This is a genomic window from Mesorhizobium sp. B4-1-3, from assembly GCF_006439355.1.
GTDB lineage: Bacteria > Pseudomonadota > Alphaproteobacteria > Rhizobiales > Rhizobiaceae > Mesorhizobium.
In genome coordinates this window covers 45,608-61,955 of the sequence record NZ_VFTG01000016.1, presented here as the reverse complement: position 1 = coordinate 61,955, position 16,348 = coordinate 45,608, and the positions used below count along the sequence as shown (strand labels likewise).

At 63.6% G+C, this 16,348-nt stretch carries 12 protein-coding genes; 6 read left to right on the top strand and 6 right to left on the bottom strand.

Annotated features, from left to right (window positions below):
* Positions 1 to 382: 382 nt before the first annotated feature.
* The 4 genes from FJW06_RS30850 to FJW06_RS19695 form a co-directional block, all read right to left on the bottom strand.
* Positions 383 to 508: a hypothetical protein gene (locus FJW06_RS30850; protein ID WP_281404889.1), complete on the bottom strand. Its 126-nt coding sequence runs from the start codon at positions 506 to 508 to the stop codon at positions 383 to 385.
* 66 nt (positions 509 to 574) lie between these two features.
* Positions 575 to 1,576, bottom strand: coding sequence for a rhamnose ABC transporter substrate-binding protein (locus tag FJW06_RS19705; protein ID WP_140753877.1), 1,002 nt, complete (start codon positions 1,574 to 1,576; stop codon positions 575 to 577).
* 49 nt (positions 1,577 to 1,625) lie between these two features.
* Positions 1,626 to 2,615, bottom strand: coding sequence for an ABC transporter permease (locus tag FJW06_RS19700; protein ID WP_140753876.1), 990 nt, complete (start codon positions 2,613 to 2,615; stop codon positions 1,626 to 1,628).
* Entirely contained in the window at positions 2,612 to 5,176 is a 2,565-nt protein-coding gene (locus FJW06_RS19695) for an ATP-binding cassette domain-containing protein (protein ID WP_140753875.1), read from the bottom strand. The genes FJW06_RS19700 and FJW06_RS19695 overlap by 4 nt, the downstream gene beginning before the upstream one ends.
* Positions 5,177 to 5,365: 189 nt before the next feature.
* On the opposite strand from FJW06_RS19695, the gene FJW06_RS19690 reads away from it, so the two are divergent.
* Positions 5,366 to 6,616 (top strand): ROK family transcriptional regulator, encoded by a 1,251-nt coding sequence (locus FJW06_RS19690; protein ID WP_140753874.1) that lies wholly within the window; start codon positions 5,366 to 5,368, stop codon positions 6,614 to 6,616.
* 213 nt (positions 6,617 to 6,829) lie between these two features.
* On the opposite strand, the gene ade is transcribed toward FJW06_RS19690, so the two are convergent.
* Together ade and FJW06_RS19680 are read right to left on the bottom strand one after the other, a co-directional pair.
* On the bottom strand, positions 6,830 to 8,638 hold the full coding sequence (gene ade / locus FJW06_RS19685) for an adenine deaminase (RefSeq protein WP_140753873.1): 1,809 nt from the start codon (positions 8,636 to 8,638) through the stop codon (positions 6,830 to 6,832).
* Positions 8,635 to 9,609, bottom strand: a complete 975-nt coding sequence (locus FJW06_RS19680; RefSeq protein ID WP_140753872.1) for a LysR family transcriptional regulator — start codon at positions 9,607 to 9,609, stop codon at positions 8,635 to 8,637. The genes ade and FJW06_RS19680 overlap by 4 nt, the downstream gene beginning before the upstream one ends.
* Before the next feature lie 157 nt (positions 9,610 to 9,766).
* Between FJW06_RS19680 and FJW06_RS19675 the strand changes: the two genes are divergently transcribed.
* From FJW06_RS19675 to FJW06_RS19655, 5 genes are read left to right on the top strand one after another with little or no spacing between them, the layout of a single operon-like run.
* On the top strand, positions 9,767 to 11,536 hold the full coding sequence (locus FJW06_RS19675; RefSeq protein ID WP_140753871.1) for an adenine deaminase: 1,770 nt from the start codon (positions 9,767 to 9,769) through the stop codon (positions 11,534 to 11,536).
* A 28-nt stretch (positions 11,537 to 11,564) separates the two neighbouring features.
* A complete protein-coding gene (locus tag FJW06_RS19670) occupies positions 11,565 to 12,578 on the top strand; it encodes a BMP family protein (RefSeq protein WP_140753870.1) in 1,014 nt (337 codons plus the stop codon).
* Positions 12,579 to 12,609: 31 nt separating this feature from the next.
* Entirely contained in the window at positions 12,610 to 14,127 is a 1,518-nt protein-coding gene (locus FJW06_RS19665; RefSeq protein ID WP_140753869.1) for an ABC transporter ATP-binding protein, read from the top strand.
* Entirely contained in the window at positions 14,124 to 15,206 is a 1,083-nt protein-coding gene (locus tag FJW06_RS19660) for an ABC transporter permease (protein ID WP_140753868.1), read from the top strand. The genes FJW06_RS19665 and FJW06_RS19660 overlap by 4 nt, the downstream gene beginning before the upstream one ends.
* Positions 15,199 to 16,137 carry an ABC transporter permease gene (locus FJW06_RS19655; RefSeq protein ID WP_140753867.1) on the top strand — a complete coding sequence of 313 codons (939 nt, stop codon included), beginning with the start codon at positions 15,199 to 15,201 and terminating at the stop codon, positions 16,135 to 16,137. Before FJW06_RS19660 ends, FJW06_RS19655 begins: the two co-directional genes overlap by 8 nt.
* Positions 16,138 to 16,348: the final 211 nt, after the last annotated feature.

The following is a 16,348-nucleotide window of genomic DNA, read 5'->3' as shown; positions in this document are numbered from 1 at the left end:
ATTAATTGCACTCCCGAGGACTTTTTTTGGACGCCATCGCGGATGTGTTTGATCCTAGGCTTCGATGGCTCAAGACCCTCAAAGGCCTTGCCGGCAGCACATCCTCCACGGGCGTGTCGTGGAAACGCGCGGTGCCGAACATTCCCTGGAATCCCATATAGCCGCCGGCAAGCATCAGCCCGCCGCCGGCCTCGACATCGGCTTTCAGGGATGTCGAGGCGATTGACGCCGACACGGCCGACCCGCGCCTCGGGTGTGACCAGCAGGCTCTCAGCGCGCCGACATCGGAGATCACCACCGCCTTATATGGAGCAAGCGCTTCGAGGTCGTAAGGGCACTCGGTCGGACAGCGCTCGCCGCCAATCTGGGTGACCGAAATGCCTTAGGCGGCCAAGGCGGCATTGAAGGCGGTAGCGCCGTTGACATAGGCGGCGCTCGTCAGCACCTCGGTGCCGGAAGCCACCGATGTCGTGGCCGAAAAGGTCTCGCCCGCAAGCAGGATCTTCATGCCTAACCGTCCGATCGACTGAGAAGAGACGGCGGGCGCGTGGCGCACCCGCCGAGTTTTGGAGGTTCAGAACTTGAACTCGGCAAGGTTCTCCGGCGTCACGATCTTGGCCGGGCCGAGTACCAGCTCGCCGCCCGCGCCGATCGTGTATTCGCCCAGACGGCCGGCCTTGAACTTCTCGCCTTCCTTGCCGGTGATCTTGCACTGCGCCAGCGCCTGGGCGGCCTGGTAGGTCAGATAGCCGAGATCGGAGACGTTCCACCAGATGTCCTGGGCCGAGCCATCCTTGATGTATTTCGAGATTAGCGTCGCGGGGGCGAGGCCCGTCAGTTTGACCTTGCCCATCAGGCCGGCTTCCTCGAGCGCGCGCGCCGCGGCCGGCAGGCCGATGCCGGCCGGAACGATGATCGCCTTCAGACTTGGGAAGGCCTGGACGAGCGCCAGCGCCTGCTGCTGGTTGACCTGCTCGCTCTCCTCGCCATAGGCGACCTGCACCAGCTTCATCTTCGAAAACTTCGGCTCGGCCGCCATCTTCTTCTTCATGAAGTCGATCCAGGCGTTCTGGTTGGTGGCCGTCGGCGTCGATGACAGGATGGCGAAGTCGCCCTCGCCGCCCATCAGATTGTAGGCGCTTTCCAGCATCATCTCGGCCAGGCTGTCGCCCTTGGCCTGATTGACGAAGATCGCGCGGGCGTCACCCGCGACGTCGGAATCGTAGGACACGACCTTTACGCCTTGCTGCGCCGCACGCTTCAGTGCCGGGGCGACGGCGTTGGCATCATTGGCCGAGATCGCGATGACGCCGACCTTCTGGGTGACGAGGCTGTTGATGAAATCGATCTGCGCTTCCGCCGTGGCTTGCGATGGCGCGACCTGGATCGCCTTCCCGCCGATCTCCTTGGCGGCCTCCTCGGCGCCCTGTTGGGCGACCTTGAAATAGGGATCGGTGTCGAGCTTGGGCAGGAAGCCGACGGTCACCGGTTCCTTGGCGCATTCGTCGGCGAAGGCCAGCGAAGCAGGGGCAAGCAGAACCGCGGATGCAAGCAGGGCTAGTCGAAACGCTTTCATTGTACACTCCTCCGTTTAAGAATTCGGGCTTGCAGGAAGGGGCCCGAGATCACCCCTTGGTTTCGCGCAAGGCGCGCGATCTTGAGAGCCGCTCCTTCAGCGAGCGCCAGTAATTGCCGACAAGCAGCGAGCCGATCAGGAGCAGGCCGATGATCATCCCTTGCGCGTCGCCGCCGATCTGGTTGAGCGCCAGCACGTTGCGGATGATGGCGATCAGCACCAGCGCCAGCATGACGCCAGTGAGCTTGCCCTTGCCGCCGAAGACGCTGACGCCGCCGAGCAGCACGATGGTGATGACGTCGAGCTCCATGCCGAGGGCGTTGTTGGCGCGCGCATTGGCAAGGCGCGCGGTGTAGACGATGCCGGCGATCGCCGCGACGACACCCGAGACGACGAAGAGCGCAAGCACCATGCGGTGCGTGTTTATGCCGGAGTAGCGCGCGACTTCCGGGCTGCCGCCGAGCGCGTAGAGCCGCTTGCCCGTCGCGGTCTTCTGCAGCACGACCGCGAAGACCGGCGCCAACACCACGAAGGGCACAATGGTCCAGGGGATCTGGGTGCCCGGCAGGTTGTTAATGCCGAAATCGACGATTTCGGGCGGCAGGATGTTGACCGAGCCGGTGCCGAGCAGGATGTAGCCGATGCCCCGATAGAGCGCCATCGTGCCCAGCGTCACCACCAACGACTGCAGGCCGAGCGCGGACACCAGAAAGCCGTTGAAGGCGCCGAGCAAGGCGCCGAGGAGCAGCGTCAGCGGGATCGCGTCGAAGGTCGGCATGCCGGCCTGGACGGCAAGACCGAAAATCACCGACGTCAGCGCGAGCACCGAGGCGATCGAAAGGTCGATCTCGCGGCAGATGATGAGCAGCGTCATCGGCAGGATCAGCAGCGCCTTTTCCGAAGCGCTGGCGGCAAGCTGCGAGAGATTGAACCCGGAGACGAAGTTCGGAACGAAGATCGCAGCGTAGAGGAAGACGGCCAGGCAGGCGGCTGCCAGCAACAGGTCCCAGAAGTCTATCGAGCGGAGGAGCTTGGTCATCTCATCCTCGCCTGCCTTGCCTGCTCGGCGCGCCGCACGATGAAGGTGTCGATGCCGATTGCGACGAGGATAACCAGGCCATAGACGCCCTGCAGCCACAGCGGATCGACGCGCACCAGGGTCAGCCCGTTTTTGATCACCAGCAGCGTCAGCGAGCCGAGCACGATGCCGAGCAGCGTGCCGGAGCCGCCGCGGATGGCGACGCCGCCGACCACGGCCGAGGCGATCACCGTCAGCTCGAAGCCGAGCGCGACGCGGGCGTCGATGGTGGCGTAGCGTGAGGCCCAGAGCGCCCCGCACAGGCCGCCGAGCAGCCCCGCCAGCCCGAAGGCCATGAGGATGCGCCGGTCGACCGGAATGCCGATGAGACGCGCGCCATCGGGATTGGAGCCGGTGGCGAACAGTTCGCGCCCCATTGCCGTGCGATAGAGCAGCACGTAGCCGACGGCGAAGATCGCGACCGCGATGGCGACGATCAGCGGTACGCCAGCGAGCTTCAGCCCGGTGATGTCGAGCCATCTCTGCGTCACCTCGTCGGCGCTGATCTGGTTGCCGGCGGCCCAGATCGAGTTGAAGCCGCGGAAGATCGACATCGAGGCGAGCGTGACGACGATCGCCGGGACTTTCCATTGGGTGACGACGAGGCCGTTGATGAGCCCGCAGACGGTGCCGACGGCGCAGGCGGTCGCTAGGCCAATGGCGATATCGAGGCCGGGATAGGCCTGCACCATGCTCGCCGCCATATAGGCCGACAGACCGATCACCGAGGCGATTGAGAGGTCGATGTTGCGGGTGATCAGCACCAGCATCTGGGCAAGGGCCGCGACCACCAGCAATGCCGCGTCCATCGAGACGGCCGTCAAATTGGCGGCGCTGACCATGCGCGGGTTGATGATGGTGACGGGAATGGCGACCGCGAGCATCGCGGCGAGCAGGCCGAACTCGCGGCGTTTGAGGACATTTGCCGGGCCTTTGCTTGCTTCCTCAAGGGCGGCTTGCTGCGTCTCCGTCGTCGCGCCGGCCTGCTCGACCGTGCGGGTCGCGGCCTCGAGCACCTTTTCCTGCGTGGCTTCGCCGCTCGCGAATTCGGCCGTGCGATGGCCCTCGCGCAGCACGACGATGCGGCCGCACATGCCGATAAGCTCGGGCATTTCGGACGAGATCAACAGGATCGCCATGCCTTGCGCGGCAAGGTCGGCGATCATGGCATGCACCTCGGCCTTGGTGCCGACGTCAATGCCTTGCGTCGGTTCGTCCAAGATGAGCACACGCGGCTCGGTGCGCAGCCATTTGGCCAGCACCACCTTCTGCTGGTTGCCGCCCGACAGTTCCTTGACCGGCTGGCCGTAGCCGGCGAAGCGCAGCTTCATGCGCTTCAGCCAATCAGCGACGAGGCCGATAGCGCGGTCGGTGCCGTAGAGGCCGAAGCGGGTCGCCTTGTCCAGCACCGGCAGGACGGAGTTTTCGAGAACGCCGAAATCCATCACCAGGCTCTGCCCCATGCGATCTTCGGAAACATAGGCGATGCGCGCGTCCATGGCGTCGCGCGCGGACGTGAAGCGCGCCGGCTTCCCGTCGATGAAGATCTGGCCAGCGTCAGGCTGGTCGATGCCGAACAGCACGCGCGCGATCTCGGTGCGGCCGCTGCCGACGAGACCGCCAAGCCCGACCACTTCGCCGGCATGGAGCTCCAGGTCGATGTCGGCGAAGGCGCCGGCGCGCGACAGCCCGCTTGCCTCCAGCACCAGCGCGCCGGGCTTTTCACGACGGTCCGGATAGAGGTCGCTGACTTCGCGACCGACCATCATGGAGATCGCAGCAGTGCGGCCAAGCTCGGACTTCGGCTTGACGCCGACCAGGCGGCCGTCACGCAGCACCGCGATGCGATCGGCAATGCGGAAGATCTCGTCCATGCGATGGCCGACGAACATCATCGCCACGCCGTGCGACCTGAGATCGGCGACGACGGCGAATAGCCGCTCCACCTCGCGCTGCGAGAGCGCGGCGGTCGGCTCGTCCATGATCAGCACGCGCGCATCGAGCGAGAGCGCGCGGGCGATCTCGACCAGCTGCTGCTCGGAGGTGCGCAGGGCGCCGAGCCTGGTATCGGCCGGAACGGCAAGGCCAACGGTCGCCAGCACCTTTCGCGCCCCGGCAAGCATGGCGGCGTTGTCGATGCCGCCGAAACGCTCGCGCGGCATGTGACCGAGGTAGATATTCTCCGCGACCGACAGGTCGGGAAACAGGCCGGGATGCTGGTGCATGACCGCAATGCCGGCAGCCTGAGCGTCGTGCGGCGAATGGAAGCTGGCGGGTTTGCCGTCGACCTCGACATGGCCGTCCGTCGGTGAATACACGCCGGCGAGCAGCTTCACGCAGGTGCTCTTGCCGGCGCCGTTCTCGCCGAGCAACGCCAGCACCTCGCCCGAGCGTAATTCGAAGGAGACGTCCTTCAGCGCAATGGTGCCGCTAAACGCCTTGGTGGCGCCGACGAGCGCCACCGGAGCAATTGCCCCTGCCGCCGTCGCGACGGCTTCGCCAAGCGCGCCTTGCTGCAGCACGTTTCCTCCCTGGTCTTACTTATTTTTTCAATTTGCTATATTAAATAGGCCAAACCCGCAACTGGAAAATTGACTTCCTTGGGCGCAACGCGCAGTGTCGCGCCGTGCTCACCCGTGATCCGGCAGCCTTATGACCCGTGATACGGATGGAGCCGGCCGCGCTCGCGGCAAGACTTAGGAGAATGGGGTTTGTCCGGAAAAGGCAGCAATTCGGTCAAGGTTCGGCACTATAATGAACGTTTCGTGCTCGATGCCATCCGCCGCCTGAAGGAGGCGTCCAAGTCCGATCTGGCGCGCGCCGCCCACCTCACGCCCGCCGCCGTCGCCGACATCGTCGACGGGTTGGAGCAGGCTGGTTTCATAAAGCAAGTAGGAAAAAGGTTCGGACAGCGCGGATCGCCTTCGATCCTCTACCGGCTGGCGCCGGAGCGCATCTACAGCGTCGGCATCAAGATCGGCCGGCGCGCGCTGGAAGCGGTGCTGGTCGATTTTGCCGGCGAAGTACGGGCGCGCGCATCGCATGAATACCGCCATCCGGATCCGGATTTGGTGCGCCGAGCCGGCAACACCTCGCTTGCGAATTTCGAAGTGCTGGTCGACGGCCTCGACGATGCCTCGATCGTCGGCGTCGGCATCGCCTCACCCTATTTCCTCGGCGGCTGGAGTGAGGAGCTGGGTTTTCCGGACGACCTCGGCGATCGCTGGGAAGCGATCGACCTCATGACCTTCTTCGCGACGCCGGGGAAGGTTCCGGTGTTCATCGAGAACGACGCCACTTCGGCGGCGTTGGCTGAGCTCGTGCAGGGCGCCGGCGCTCGCTTCCACGATTTCATGCACATCTCGATCGACACCTTCGTCGGCGGCGGCCTGGTGCAGAGCGGCAAGGTGCATACCGGCCCGCATGGCAACAGCGCCGCGTTGGGCCCGCTGCCGGTTTCGCCGTCAAGCCTGGATTCGGTGGCGGCCAAGCCCGCGCGTTACCAGAGCCTGCTGCATCGCGCCTCGATCTATGTGCTGGTCAATCACCTGAAGTCGCGCGGCATCGAGATCTCGCGCGTGCGCGAGCTCGACCCCATGCCGCCCGGCGCGCGCGAGCCGCTGTTCGAATGGATCGAGGACTGCGCCAACGCGCTGGTGGAGGCGATCATCGCCATCACCTCGGTCATCGACATCGAGGCGATCGTGCTGGACTCGATCCTGCCCCGCTCGATCCATCTCGAGCTGCTGGCGAAGGTGCAGAACCACTTCAACCGGGTCAGCGCCATCGGCATCGTCGCGCCGGAAATCGTGTCTGGACAGTTCGGCCCCGAGGCGTCGCCGATCGGCGCGGCGATGCTGCCCTTCTCGGCGCTGCTCGCGCCCGACAGCAGCGTGCTGATGATCGGCAAGCACCGGACGAAGCTGTTAGGCAGCCTCTCGGCGCTTGCCGGCCAGGGCTGAGCGGCAGGCTTAGTCCGGGCGGGAGAGGCAGGCTTGTTTGCGCAGGGAGCCGAACTTGCGAACACCCCGATGCCAATGACCATGCCGGGAAGCGGGCCATATCATGCCGCTCTCGGTTACGACCTGGACGTTCCCCATCCGCGTGATGCTGCAGCCGATCGAAAGCTCACAACGATGGCTACGGTTTCGAGCGTCACCACGTTGTCAATCGGATTACCGAAGATCCACGGTCTTAGCGACCAGCGCTTCAGTCGGCTGGAATTTCACCACATCGATCAGCCCGACATCGGAAATGCGCAATTCCGGGATGACGACCAGCGCCAGCAGGGAATGCTGCATATAGGCGTTGTTGAGGGTGCACCCACAGGCCAGCATCGCCGCGACCAGGCCGTTGGCTTTTTCAGCCACGATTTCGGCGCGCTGGTCGGACATCAGTCCAGCGCTCGGCAACCTGACCAGCGCAAGTTCGCGCCCTTCGCTGAACACCACGACGCCTCCGCCGATCTCGCCAAGCCGGTTCGCCGCCAGCGCCATATCGCCCTTGTCGGTGCCCACCACGATCATGTGATGACTGTCATGGGCGACGGTGCTGGCGATGGCGCAAGGTCTGTCGTAGCCGAAGCCGGAAACGAAGGCGTTGACGACCTTGCCCGTGCCGCGATGCCGTTCCACCAGCGCGATCTGGCACACGTCGCCGGCCCGGTCCATCTGGACGATTCCATTCGAAACGCCGAGCGAAGCCTCCAGGGCACGGGTCGGCGCCTGGTTCTCGATCACACCGATGACCCGCGCCGTGACCTGGATCGCGCCCTCCGGCGCCACGATGTCGAAGTCGGCCGCCGAAAGCGTCCTGCCCAGACGAACCGTGTACTTGGCCGATGCCGGATAGTCATAGGGCGTGATGTCTGCGACGAGCTTTCCGTCACTCGACATCACCCGGCCGCGCGCGATGACGGTTTCGACAGGGAGTTCCGTGAGATCCGAGGTCAAGACGAGGTCGGCGCGCCGCCCTGGCGTTATCGAGCCTAGTTCCCGCTCCATGCCGAAATGCTGGGCCGTGTTCAGGGTCGCCATCTGAATCGCGGTGACCGGCTTCAGTCCCTGTGCGATGGCATGGCGCACGACACGGTTCATATGGCCTTCATTGACCAATGTGCCGGAATGGCTGTCGTCGGTGCACAGCACGAAATTGCGCGCCTCGAGGCCGAGTTCGGTCACCGCCTTGATCTGCGCCGCGACGTCGTACCAGGCGGAGCCGAGTCGCAACATGGCGCGCATGCCCTGACGCACCCGTGCAATGCAGTCGGCCAGGTTGGTGCCTTCGTGGTCGTCCGACGGACCGGCAGCGACATAGGCATGGAAGGGCAGGCCGAGATCCTTCGAGGCATAGTGTCCACCCACTGTCTTGCCTGCTGCCTGCGTGGCGCCGATCTCGGCCAGCATGTCGCCATCTCCGGCGACCACCCCCGGAAAGTTCATCATCTCGCCAAGGCCGACGATGTTGGGCCACGCCATTGCCTCGCGCACATCGGCAGGACCGAGGCTGGCACCGGCGTTCTCGAGGCCCGGCGCGCTCGGCACGCAACTCGGCATCTGCACGAACACATTGATCGGCAGTCCGGCCGCCTCGTCGTGCATCAGCTTGACGCCCGCTATGCCGAGGACGTTGGCGATCTCGTGCGGGTCGATGAACATCGAGGTGGTGCCGTGCGGGATGACCGCGCGCGCGAACTCGGTAACGGTCACCATGCCGCTCTCGACATGCATATGCGCGTCGCAAAGGCCAGGCAGCGCGTAGCGGCCCTCGCCGTCGATAACCTGCGTCGCAGGACCGACCGCATGGTCTGCATTCGGGCCGACGAAGGCGAAGCGGCCGGAGGCAATCGCAATATCCGTTCGGGGGATGATTTCGCCCGAATGGACATTTACCCAGCGCACGTTGCGGATCACCGTGTCGGCCGGCGTGCGCCCCATGGCGACATCCACCAGCCGCGGCGCGCATTCGAACCAGCTTTTGATCATCTGTTGTTTTCTCCTCCGGAGCGCGCGCCTGCAAAGGGGCGCACGACCTCGACGCAATATCTCGGCGAACTGTAAGCGGCGCGCTGGCGGTAATAATCCAGGCAAAAATCGAGGAAGGCGGCGAACTTGCGCGACACGTAACGGCGTCGCATGTAGAGAAGGTTGATCGAAACCAGTGGCGAACGCCATTCCGGCAGTACCGGCACCAGATCGCCGTTCATGCACTCGATCTCGGTGAAGAAGGCTGGCAGATAGACGATGCCCTCGCCGGCCACGGCGAAATATTTCAGCATCCAATAATCGTTCGCCATGCACTGCGCGGTGGGCGTGAAGTCGACCGTTTCGCCGCCGCGCTCGATGTGCCAGGATTGCACGCCGCTCGGCCGGCGGAAGGCGACGGCCCGGTGGCCCGCCAGGTCCGCGGGGTCGGATGGTTCGCCGAATTGCTCGAGGTAGCGCGGGCTGGCGTAAAGGCAGAACGAGGCTTCTCCGAGCTTGCGCGCGATATAGTCCGAATTCGCCGGCTCGCCCCAATGGAATATGCCGTCAAAGGGCTGGTGCTTCTCCGGCGCCAGGAAATAGCCGAGCGAAAGGAAGATGACATCGACATGCACCTGCGGATACTGCTGGCGAAAGGCGAACAGCAGTTCGGAGGTGAAGGAAGTGCCGAACTCGCCGGTCGAGCCGATCGTCAGGGTGCCGGCGATATCGTGACCCGCCTCTGAGATCGCCGCCTTGGCTCCTTCGCAGCTTTCCTTGATGCGTTGCGCATGGTCGAGGAACTCGGCTCCCGCATCGCTCAAATGCAGTTCCCGGCCGTCGCGCACAAAGAGCGCGACACCAAGCGAATCTTCCAATGCGCGCACTTTATGGCTGAGGCTCGACTTGGGCAGCCCATATAGTTTCGCGGCATGCGAAAGCGACTGCGCCTCCGCCACTTTGATAAAATAGTCGATCGCTTCAAAATCCATCGATCGTCCAAGAATTTGAACGGAACGTTCAAAATTGGCCGGAAACTGCCGTTTGCATGGACGAGCCTAATACGACAGGATCGGAGCGCGCAAGGTGGGATTTTGCTCTGACAAGCCTGGTCCCAAGCCGTGCGGGACGACACGAGCGGAGATGAACTTGTCCGACATACGCGAATTTATCCGCGCCGGCCGCGCCGAGCATAAATCGACGCTCATCGTCAGTGGCGGCAAGCTGGTCAATGTCGCTTCGGGTGAGATCTATCCGGCCGACGTCGCCATCTACAAGGACCGCATCGTCGCTGTCGGAGACGTCTCGGAATATCGCGGCCCCGAGACCAAGATGATCGATGCTACCGGCCATTTCCTCTGTCCTGGCTTGATCGACGGCCACCTCCACGTTGAATGCTCCAAGATGTCGGTCACCAGCTTCGCCAAGGCGGTCGTGCCGCTCGGCACCACTTCGATCGTGTCAGGGTTGGACCAGATCCTCGTGGTGTCCGGCCTGGAAGGCGCCCGCGAATTCCTCGACGAAGCCAAGGGAACCCCTCTCAAGATCTTCTGGGGCGCGCCATGCAAGACGCCCTATACGCTGCCGCGCTCCAATGTCGGCTACTATTTCGGACCGGACGATCACCGCGCTACCCATTCATGGCCGGAATGCGTCGGCATATGGGAGACGGTGCGCGAATTCGTCGACACGATGGACGAGCATGTCCTGCAGGCGATCGAGATCGCCGAAAAGAGCCGTCTGCCGATCCTCGGCTGCTCGCCGATGTGCCGCGGCAATCGGTTGAACAGCTACCTGCAGGCCGGCGTGCGCGCCGACCACGAGAGCTACACGGCGGACGAGATGCTGGAGAAGCTGCGTAAGGGAATGCATGTCGTCATTCGCGAATCCTCCATTTCGCATTTTCTCGAAGAGAACCTGCGCATCGTCACGGAGATGGGAATAGCCGCGACGAGCCGGATCAGCTTCTGCACCGATGATGTGGTCGCCTCCGATATCCTGGCCCGCGGCCATCTCGACAACATGATCCGGATGGCGGTCGCAATGGGAGTTCCGCCGCTGACCGCGATCCAGATGGCGACCATCAACGGCGCCGAGGCGCTGCGCATCGGTCAGAAGGTCGGCTCGATCTCGCCAGGGCTCGCCGCCGATATCCTGCTGATCAAGGATATCGCGGATTTCCGGGTCTCGGCGGTGATTTCGAAGGGAAAGCTCGCCGCCCGCGACGGCAAGCTCGTTGACGATCTTGCGCCACCTGCCCGCAGCGCGCTTGTCACCGACACATTCAAGGTGGCGCCCGTTTCGCGGGAAGACCTTTTGGTGCGCGCGCCCGCAGCAGGCGACAAGGCCGCCGTGCTGACGATCGCTGTCACGCCCGACAAGATTTTCGTGCGCACGCGGCGCGATGTCCTGTTGCCGGTTCGCGACGGCTATATAGAGGCCGATCCGTCACAGGACGTGCAGTATCTCACCGTCGTCGAGCGTTACGGCCGCACGTCCAACCGGCCGGTCGCCTTCGCCTCCGGCTTCGGACTGCGCTCGGGCGCGCTCGCCACTTCGACGGCGCCCGATGACAACAACATCGTTTGCGTGGGCACCAATCCAGACGACATGTCGTTGGCGATCGACCACATCATCAAGAACAATGGCGGCCAGGCGGTGGCGGACGGCGGCCGGATCGTGTCGTTCCTGCCGCTGCCGATCGGCGGCATCGTCTCGGACATCGACCCGGCGGAGATGGCCAAGAAAGAGCAGGAACTCGATGAGGCCGCGCGCGCGCTCGGCTGTGGGCTACCATGGCCTTTCATGTACATGTTCGTGCTGCAGATCACGGCGATTCCCGACTTTGCGATAACCGATCTCGGCCTGATCGACTGCATAAACCTGACGGTGGTAGATCCGTTGAGCCAAGCTTCATAACCGGGAACGCTAGAAAAGGGAGGGAACCATGCTGAAGAACCTTGTCGTGGCTGTTTCGCTCGTGGCCGCGACGTGGCTGGCGGGCGGCAGCGCACAGGCCGAAGAGCCGACCAAGCTCAGGATCGCCGGCATTCTGTCGGCGGGCAAGGAAGCGCCGTGGGAATCTTCCTTCGTGAGTTCCATGGACCGCATCATCGCCGCCAAGCCGCACGGTCTCGACATCGAGGTCAACTACACAGAGAACGTTTCCGATAATGCCGAGCAGGTTTTTCGCACATATGCGGAGACCGGCGACTACGACATCCTGTTCGGCGACACTGCCTATGTCGACGCGATCGAGAAGCTGAAGGACGAATTCCCCAACACGATGTTCGTCATGAGCGGTTCGGGCAATCGCGGCCTCGGCGGCAATGCCTATTGGATATTCGTCCACGCACACGAGCCGGCTTACGTCATGGGGCAATTGGCCGGCAAACTCACGAAGTCGAACGTCGTCGGCGCCATCTCCACATTCCCGGCCGAAGACACCAACGATCAGATCAACGCCTTCTTCGCCGGCGCCAAGGATGCGAACCCCAAGGTGAAGCAGAAGATCACCTTCATCCAGTCCTGGTTCGATCCAGCCAAATCGAACGAGGCGACGTCGGCGCAGATCGCCGCCGGCGCGGACATGGTCTACCAGATGTCGGGCGCCTTCGAGGTTTGCGAGGAGCGCGGCATAGGCTGCTTCGGCAATTATGTCGACATGTCGAAAGTAGCACCGAAGTCGATCGTCGCCTCCACCATCGTCAAATGGGATCCGCACATCAACTGGATCATCGACGAATGGTGGAAGGCAAAGAGCGCGAACGCCAAATTCGACGCCCCGAAGGAACCAAGGTGGTTCACCTGGCAGCAGGGTTCGGGCGACCTCGTCCTCAATCCCGCCTGGGAGGCCAAGATGCCAGAAGACGTCAAGGCGCTGGCAGCTGAAACGGCCAAGGCCATCCAGGGCGGCGGGAAGAAAATCGAGCTCAATCTGAACGAACCCAAATCGGACTGACAGGAGGAGTGTCAAGCCGGGTCGATCCGAGATGAGCAAGATACCGCGCCTTTCGGTCCGGCACCTGACGAAGCGTTTCGCCGCGCTTGTCGCCAATGACGACATCTCGCTCGATGTCATGCCCGGCGAATTGCATTGCCTGTTAGGAGAAAATGGTGCCGGCAAGTCGACACTGTCGTCCTGCCTCTACGGGCTCTACCAACCCGACGCAGGCGAAATTCGGGTGGACGGCAAGACCGTCCAGCTACGCTCACCAGGCGAAGCCATCCGCGCCGGCATCGGCATGGTGCACCAGCACTTCGTTCTCGTTCCCGGTTTCACGGTGGTGGAAAATGTGGCGGTCGGCACGGGCTCCGGCTGGCGGCTGGGCCGGGCCGAGGCTCTCTCCAGAATCGAGGCGATCTGCTCCACCTATGGCATCTCGCTCAATCCACACCAGTTCGTCGGCGACCTTTCCGTGGGCGAGCAGCAATGGGTCGAGATCGTCAAGGCGCTCTACACCGGCGCCAGATTGCTGATCCTTGACGAACCGACGGCGGTGCTGACGCCTGAGGAATCGCGCCGCCTGTTTGCGATCGTGCGTCGGCTCACCGGCGAAGATCTGTCGATCGTGCTGATCAGCCACAAGATGGCGGAGGTGATGCAATCCGACCAGGTCAGCGTGCTGCGCAAGGGCAGGCTGGTCGGAACGGTCGTGACCTCGCAAGTTAGCCGCGACCAACTCACCACTATGATGGTCGGCCGTTCCGTTGCGGCACCGACGCGCGCCGGAGATGCTAAAGCGCACGGAGAGACGGTGCTTTCGGTGCGCGGGCTCACGCAGCTGCGCGATCGAAGGCCCGTGCTGGACAACGCGTCTCTCGACATCGCAGCCGGAGAGATCGTCGGCATTGCCGGCGTTTCCGGCAATGGCCAGGACGAGCTGTTCGAGTGCCTCGCCGGCCTGGCTCACCCGGATGGCGGTAAGATCTTGCTCGACGGCGAAACGCTGCAAGCGTACTCGCCCGCGACGATCGCGGCCAAGGGCGTTGGCTACGTGCCTAGCGACCGCTTCCGCGACGGGCTCGTTGCCGATCTCGATATCGGTGAGAACCTCGTCCTCGGCCAGCAATGGCAAGCCCGCTGGCGCAAGGGGCCATTCATCGATGCCGCGGCGCTCGACGCGAACGCCCGCACGGCGATCAGCGCCTATTCGATTGCCGCAACCGGCCCGTCGGCACCCTCTCGCAAATTGTCTGGCGGAAACGCGCAGAAGGTCATCCTCGCCCGCGAGTTCGCCAAGGCGACCCGGCTTCTGCTGTGCAACCAGCCGACGCGCGGGCTCGACATCGGCGCCATCGAGTTCGTCCATCGGCAACTCCTTCGCAAGCGCGACGAAGGCTGCGCCATCCTGCTCGCGAGCGAGGAACTGGATGATCTTTTCGCGCTCAGCCGTCGTATAGGCGTGATGTTTCGCGGCCGTATCCTTGCGGTGCTCGACACGAAAAAAGCCACCTATGACGAAATCGGCAGCCTGATGGCCGGCCACCGGAGCGAGGCTGCGGCATGACCGATTTCAACCTCGTGGAGTGGCGCTTCGAGCGCCGGCTGGACCCAAGGCCCGCCGCGCGCATCGTTGCGCTTGCCGTAGCGGCGGCAGCGGCGGCTTTGGTGTGCAGCCTGCTTTTCATCGCCGCGGGGGCCAGTCCCAGGGCGGCCTTCGCGGCTCTCCTGCAAGGCAGCTTTGGCTCGTTGCGCGCTGCCGGCGAGACGCTGGTCAAGGCCACGCCTTTGATCTTTACCGGCCTTGCCGCCTGTGTCGCCTTCCGCGCGCGCATCTGGAACATTGGCGCCGAAGGCCAGGTTTTTGCCGGCGCCATGTTCGCCTATTGGCTGCAGCACAATCTCACCGGTTTCCCGCCCTTCGTCCAAATTCCCGTGGTCATAGCCGGTGGCATTGTCGGCGGCGCACTTTATGCCGGCCTTGCGGGCGTGCTGAAGACCCGCTTCTCGGTCGACGAGGTGATCTCGACCGTCATGCTCAACTACATCATCGTCTATGTGCTTTCGCTGCTGCTGCTGCGTGGCCCATGGAGCGAGGCGGGCGGCTTCTTCGAACAGACGCCGAAGGTCGATCCGGACTCGGCGCTTCCGCTGCTGTTTTCCGGCTCGCGGCTGCATTTCGGCTTCCTGCTGGCAATCGTGACGGCCGGCTTGGTTCAAATGCTGTTGACGCGCACTCCGCTGGGCTATGAGATCAAGGCAGCCGGCTCCAACATCCGGGCGCTCGAGGTGCAAGGCACCAACACCCGGAGGCTGATCCTGGTGGTGCTCCTGGTTTCCGGCGCGCTTGCAGGGCTCGCGGGAATCACGGAAGTCTACGGCGTGCACTACCGCCTGAAGGCCGGCGCCATAACAGGCTACGGCTACAGCGGCATCATCGTCGCCATCCTCGGCCAGCTGCATCCGGTTGGCGTCGTCGTCGCCTCGGTTCTGTTCGGGGCGTTGCTAAACGGCGCCACGCTCATGCAGATCAAGACGAGCGTACCCTCGGCGCTGATCTACGCTATCCAGGCGATCCTGCTTCTGTTCTTCCTCGCCGGCTGGGCGGCGTGCAATTTCCGTCTGCGGAGGGTCGCTCGTGCTTGACGCTCTCTTTCAGGCTGCAGTTCTGACGAGCGTGGCCGCGGCCACCATCCGCATCAGCACCCCTCTCCTGCTCGCCTCACTTGGCGAACTGGTCGCCGAGCGCAGCGGCGTCTACAATATGGGCCTCGAGGGCATGATGCTGATGGGAGCCTTCACAAGTTATCTTGCCGCCTATGAAAGCGGATCGCTGTGGCTGGGCGTCCTTGCAGCCGGCCTCACCGGTGCGCTGATGGCCCTCGTCTTTGCAGTGCTGGTAATCACGCTCAAGATAGAGCAGATCGTCACCGGTCTTGCCGTCAACCTGCTCGGTGCCGGCCTTTCCACCTACTGGTTGCGCTCCGCTTTCGCTGGCGACGGCAAGACACCGACCATTCCTTTCTTTGCCGACGTGCCGGTGCCGGGGCTGAGCAATATCCCGGTGCTTGGCCCCATCCTGTTCGACCAGCGAATGCTGACCTACATTGCCTTTCTGATGGTTCCCGCGGTGTGGCTCTTCCTGTTCCGGACCCGCTATGGGCTGATCGTCCGTTGCGCCGGCGACAATCCCAAGGCCCTCGATGTTAAGGGGGTGAGGGTGGCGCCGGTGCAATATGCAGCGGTGGTCTTTGGCGGCCTGATGGCAGGCCTTGCTGGAGCATTTCTCTCCGTCGGCCAGGCGGCGCGTTTCGTGCCGGACATGACCAACGGCCGCGGGTGGCTGGCCATCATCATCGTCATCGCTGGCCTGTGGCGGCCCTACCCGATTTTGGTGGCAGCACTGGTGTTCTCCTTTCTCGACGCGCTGCAACTGCAAATTCAGGGTGTCGGCATCGCCATTCCCTACCAGTTCATGTTGATGATGCCCTATGTTGCGGCGATCGTCGCGCTGATGATCCGACGCTCGCGCGCCAGCGCTCCAGCGAGGCTGGGCGTGCCGTACACGCGAGAATAGTGGCTCACAGGTTCATTCCAGTGTTGCGACGCGACCTATGCTCGTTGCCCGTTGGCATAAAGTTGGACTTTGCCCGACCGGTCTGGAGCCGTCCCCTTGCCGGGCCCAACTTTGTCTCGAAGCGACCGGCGGCGCTGCCATCGGGATGTCGTCGCGCCGCCGATCCAGACCCGATGTCGAGGAGGCGTCATATTTGGGAACACAGAGTCTT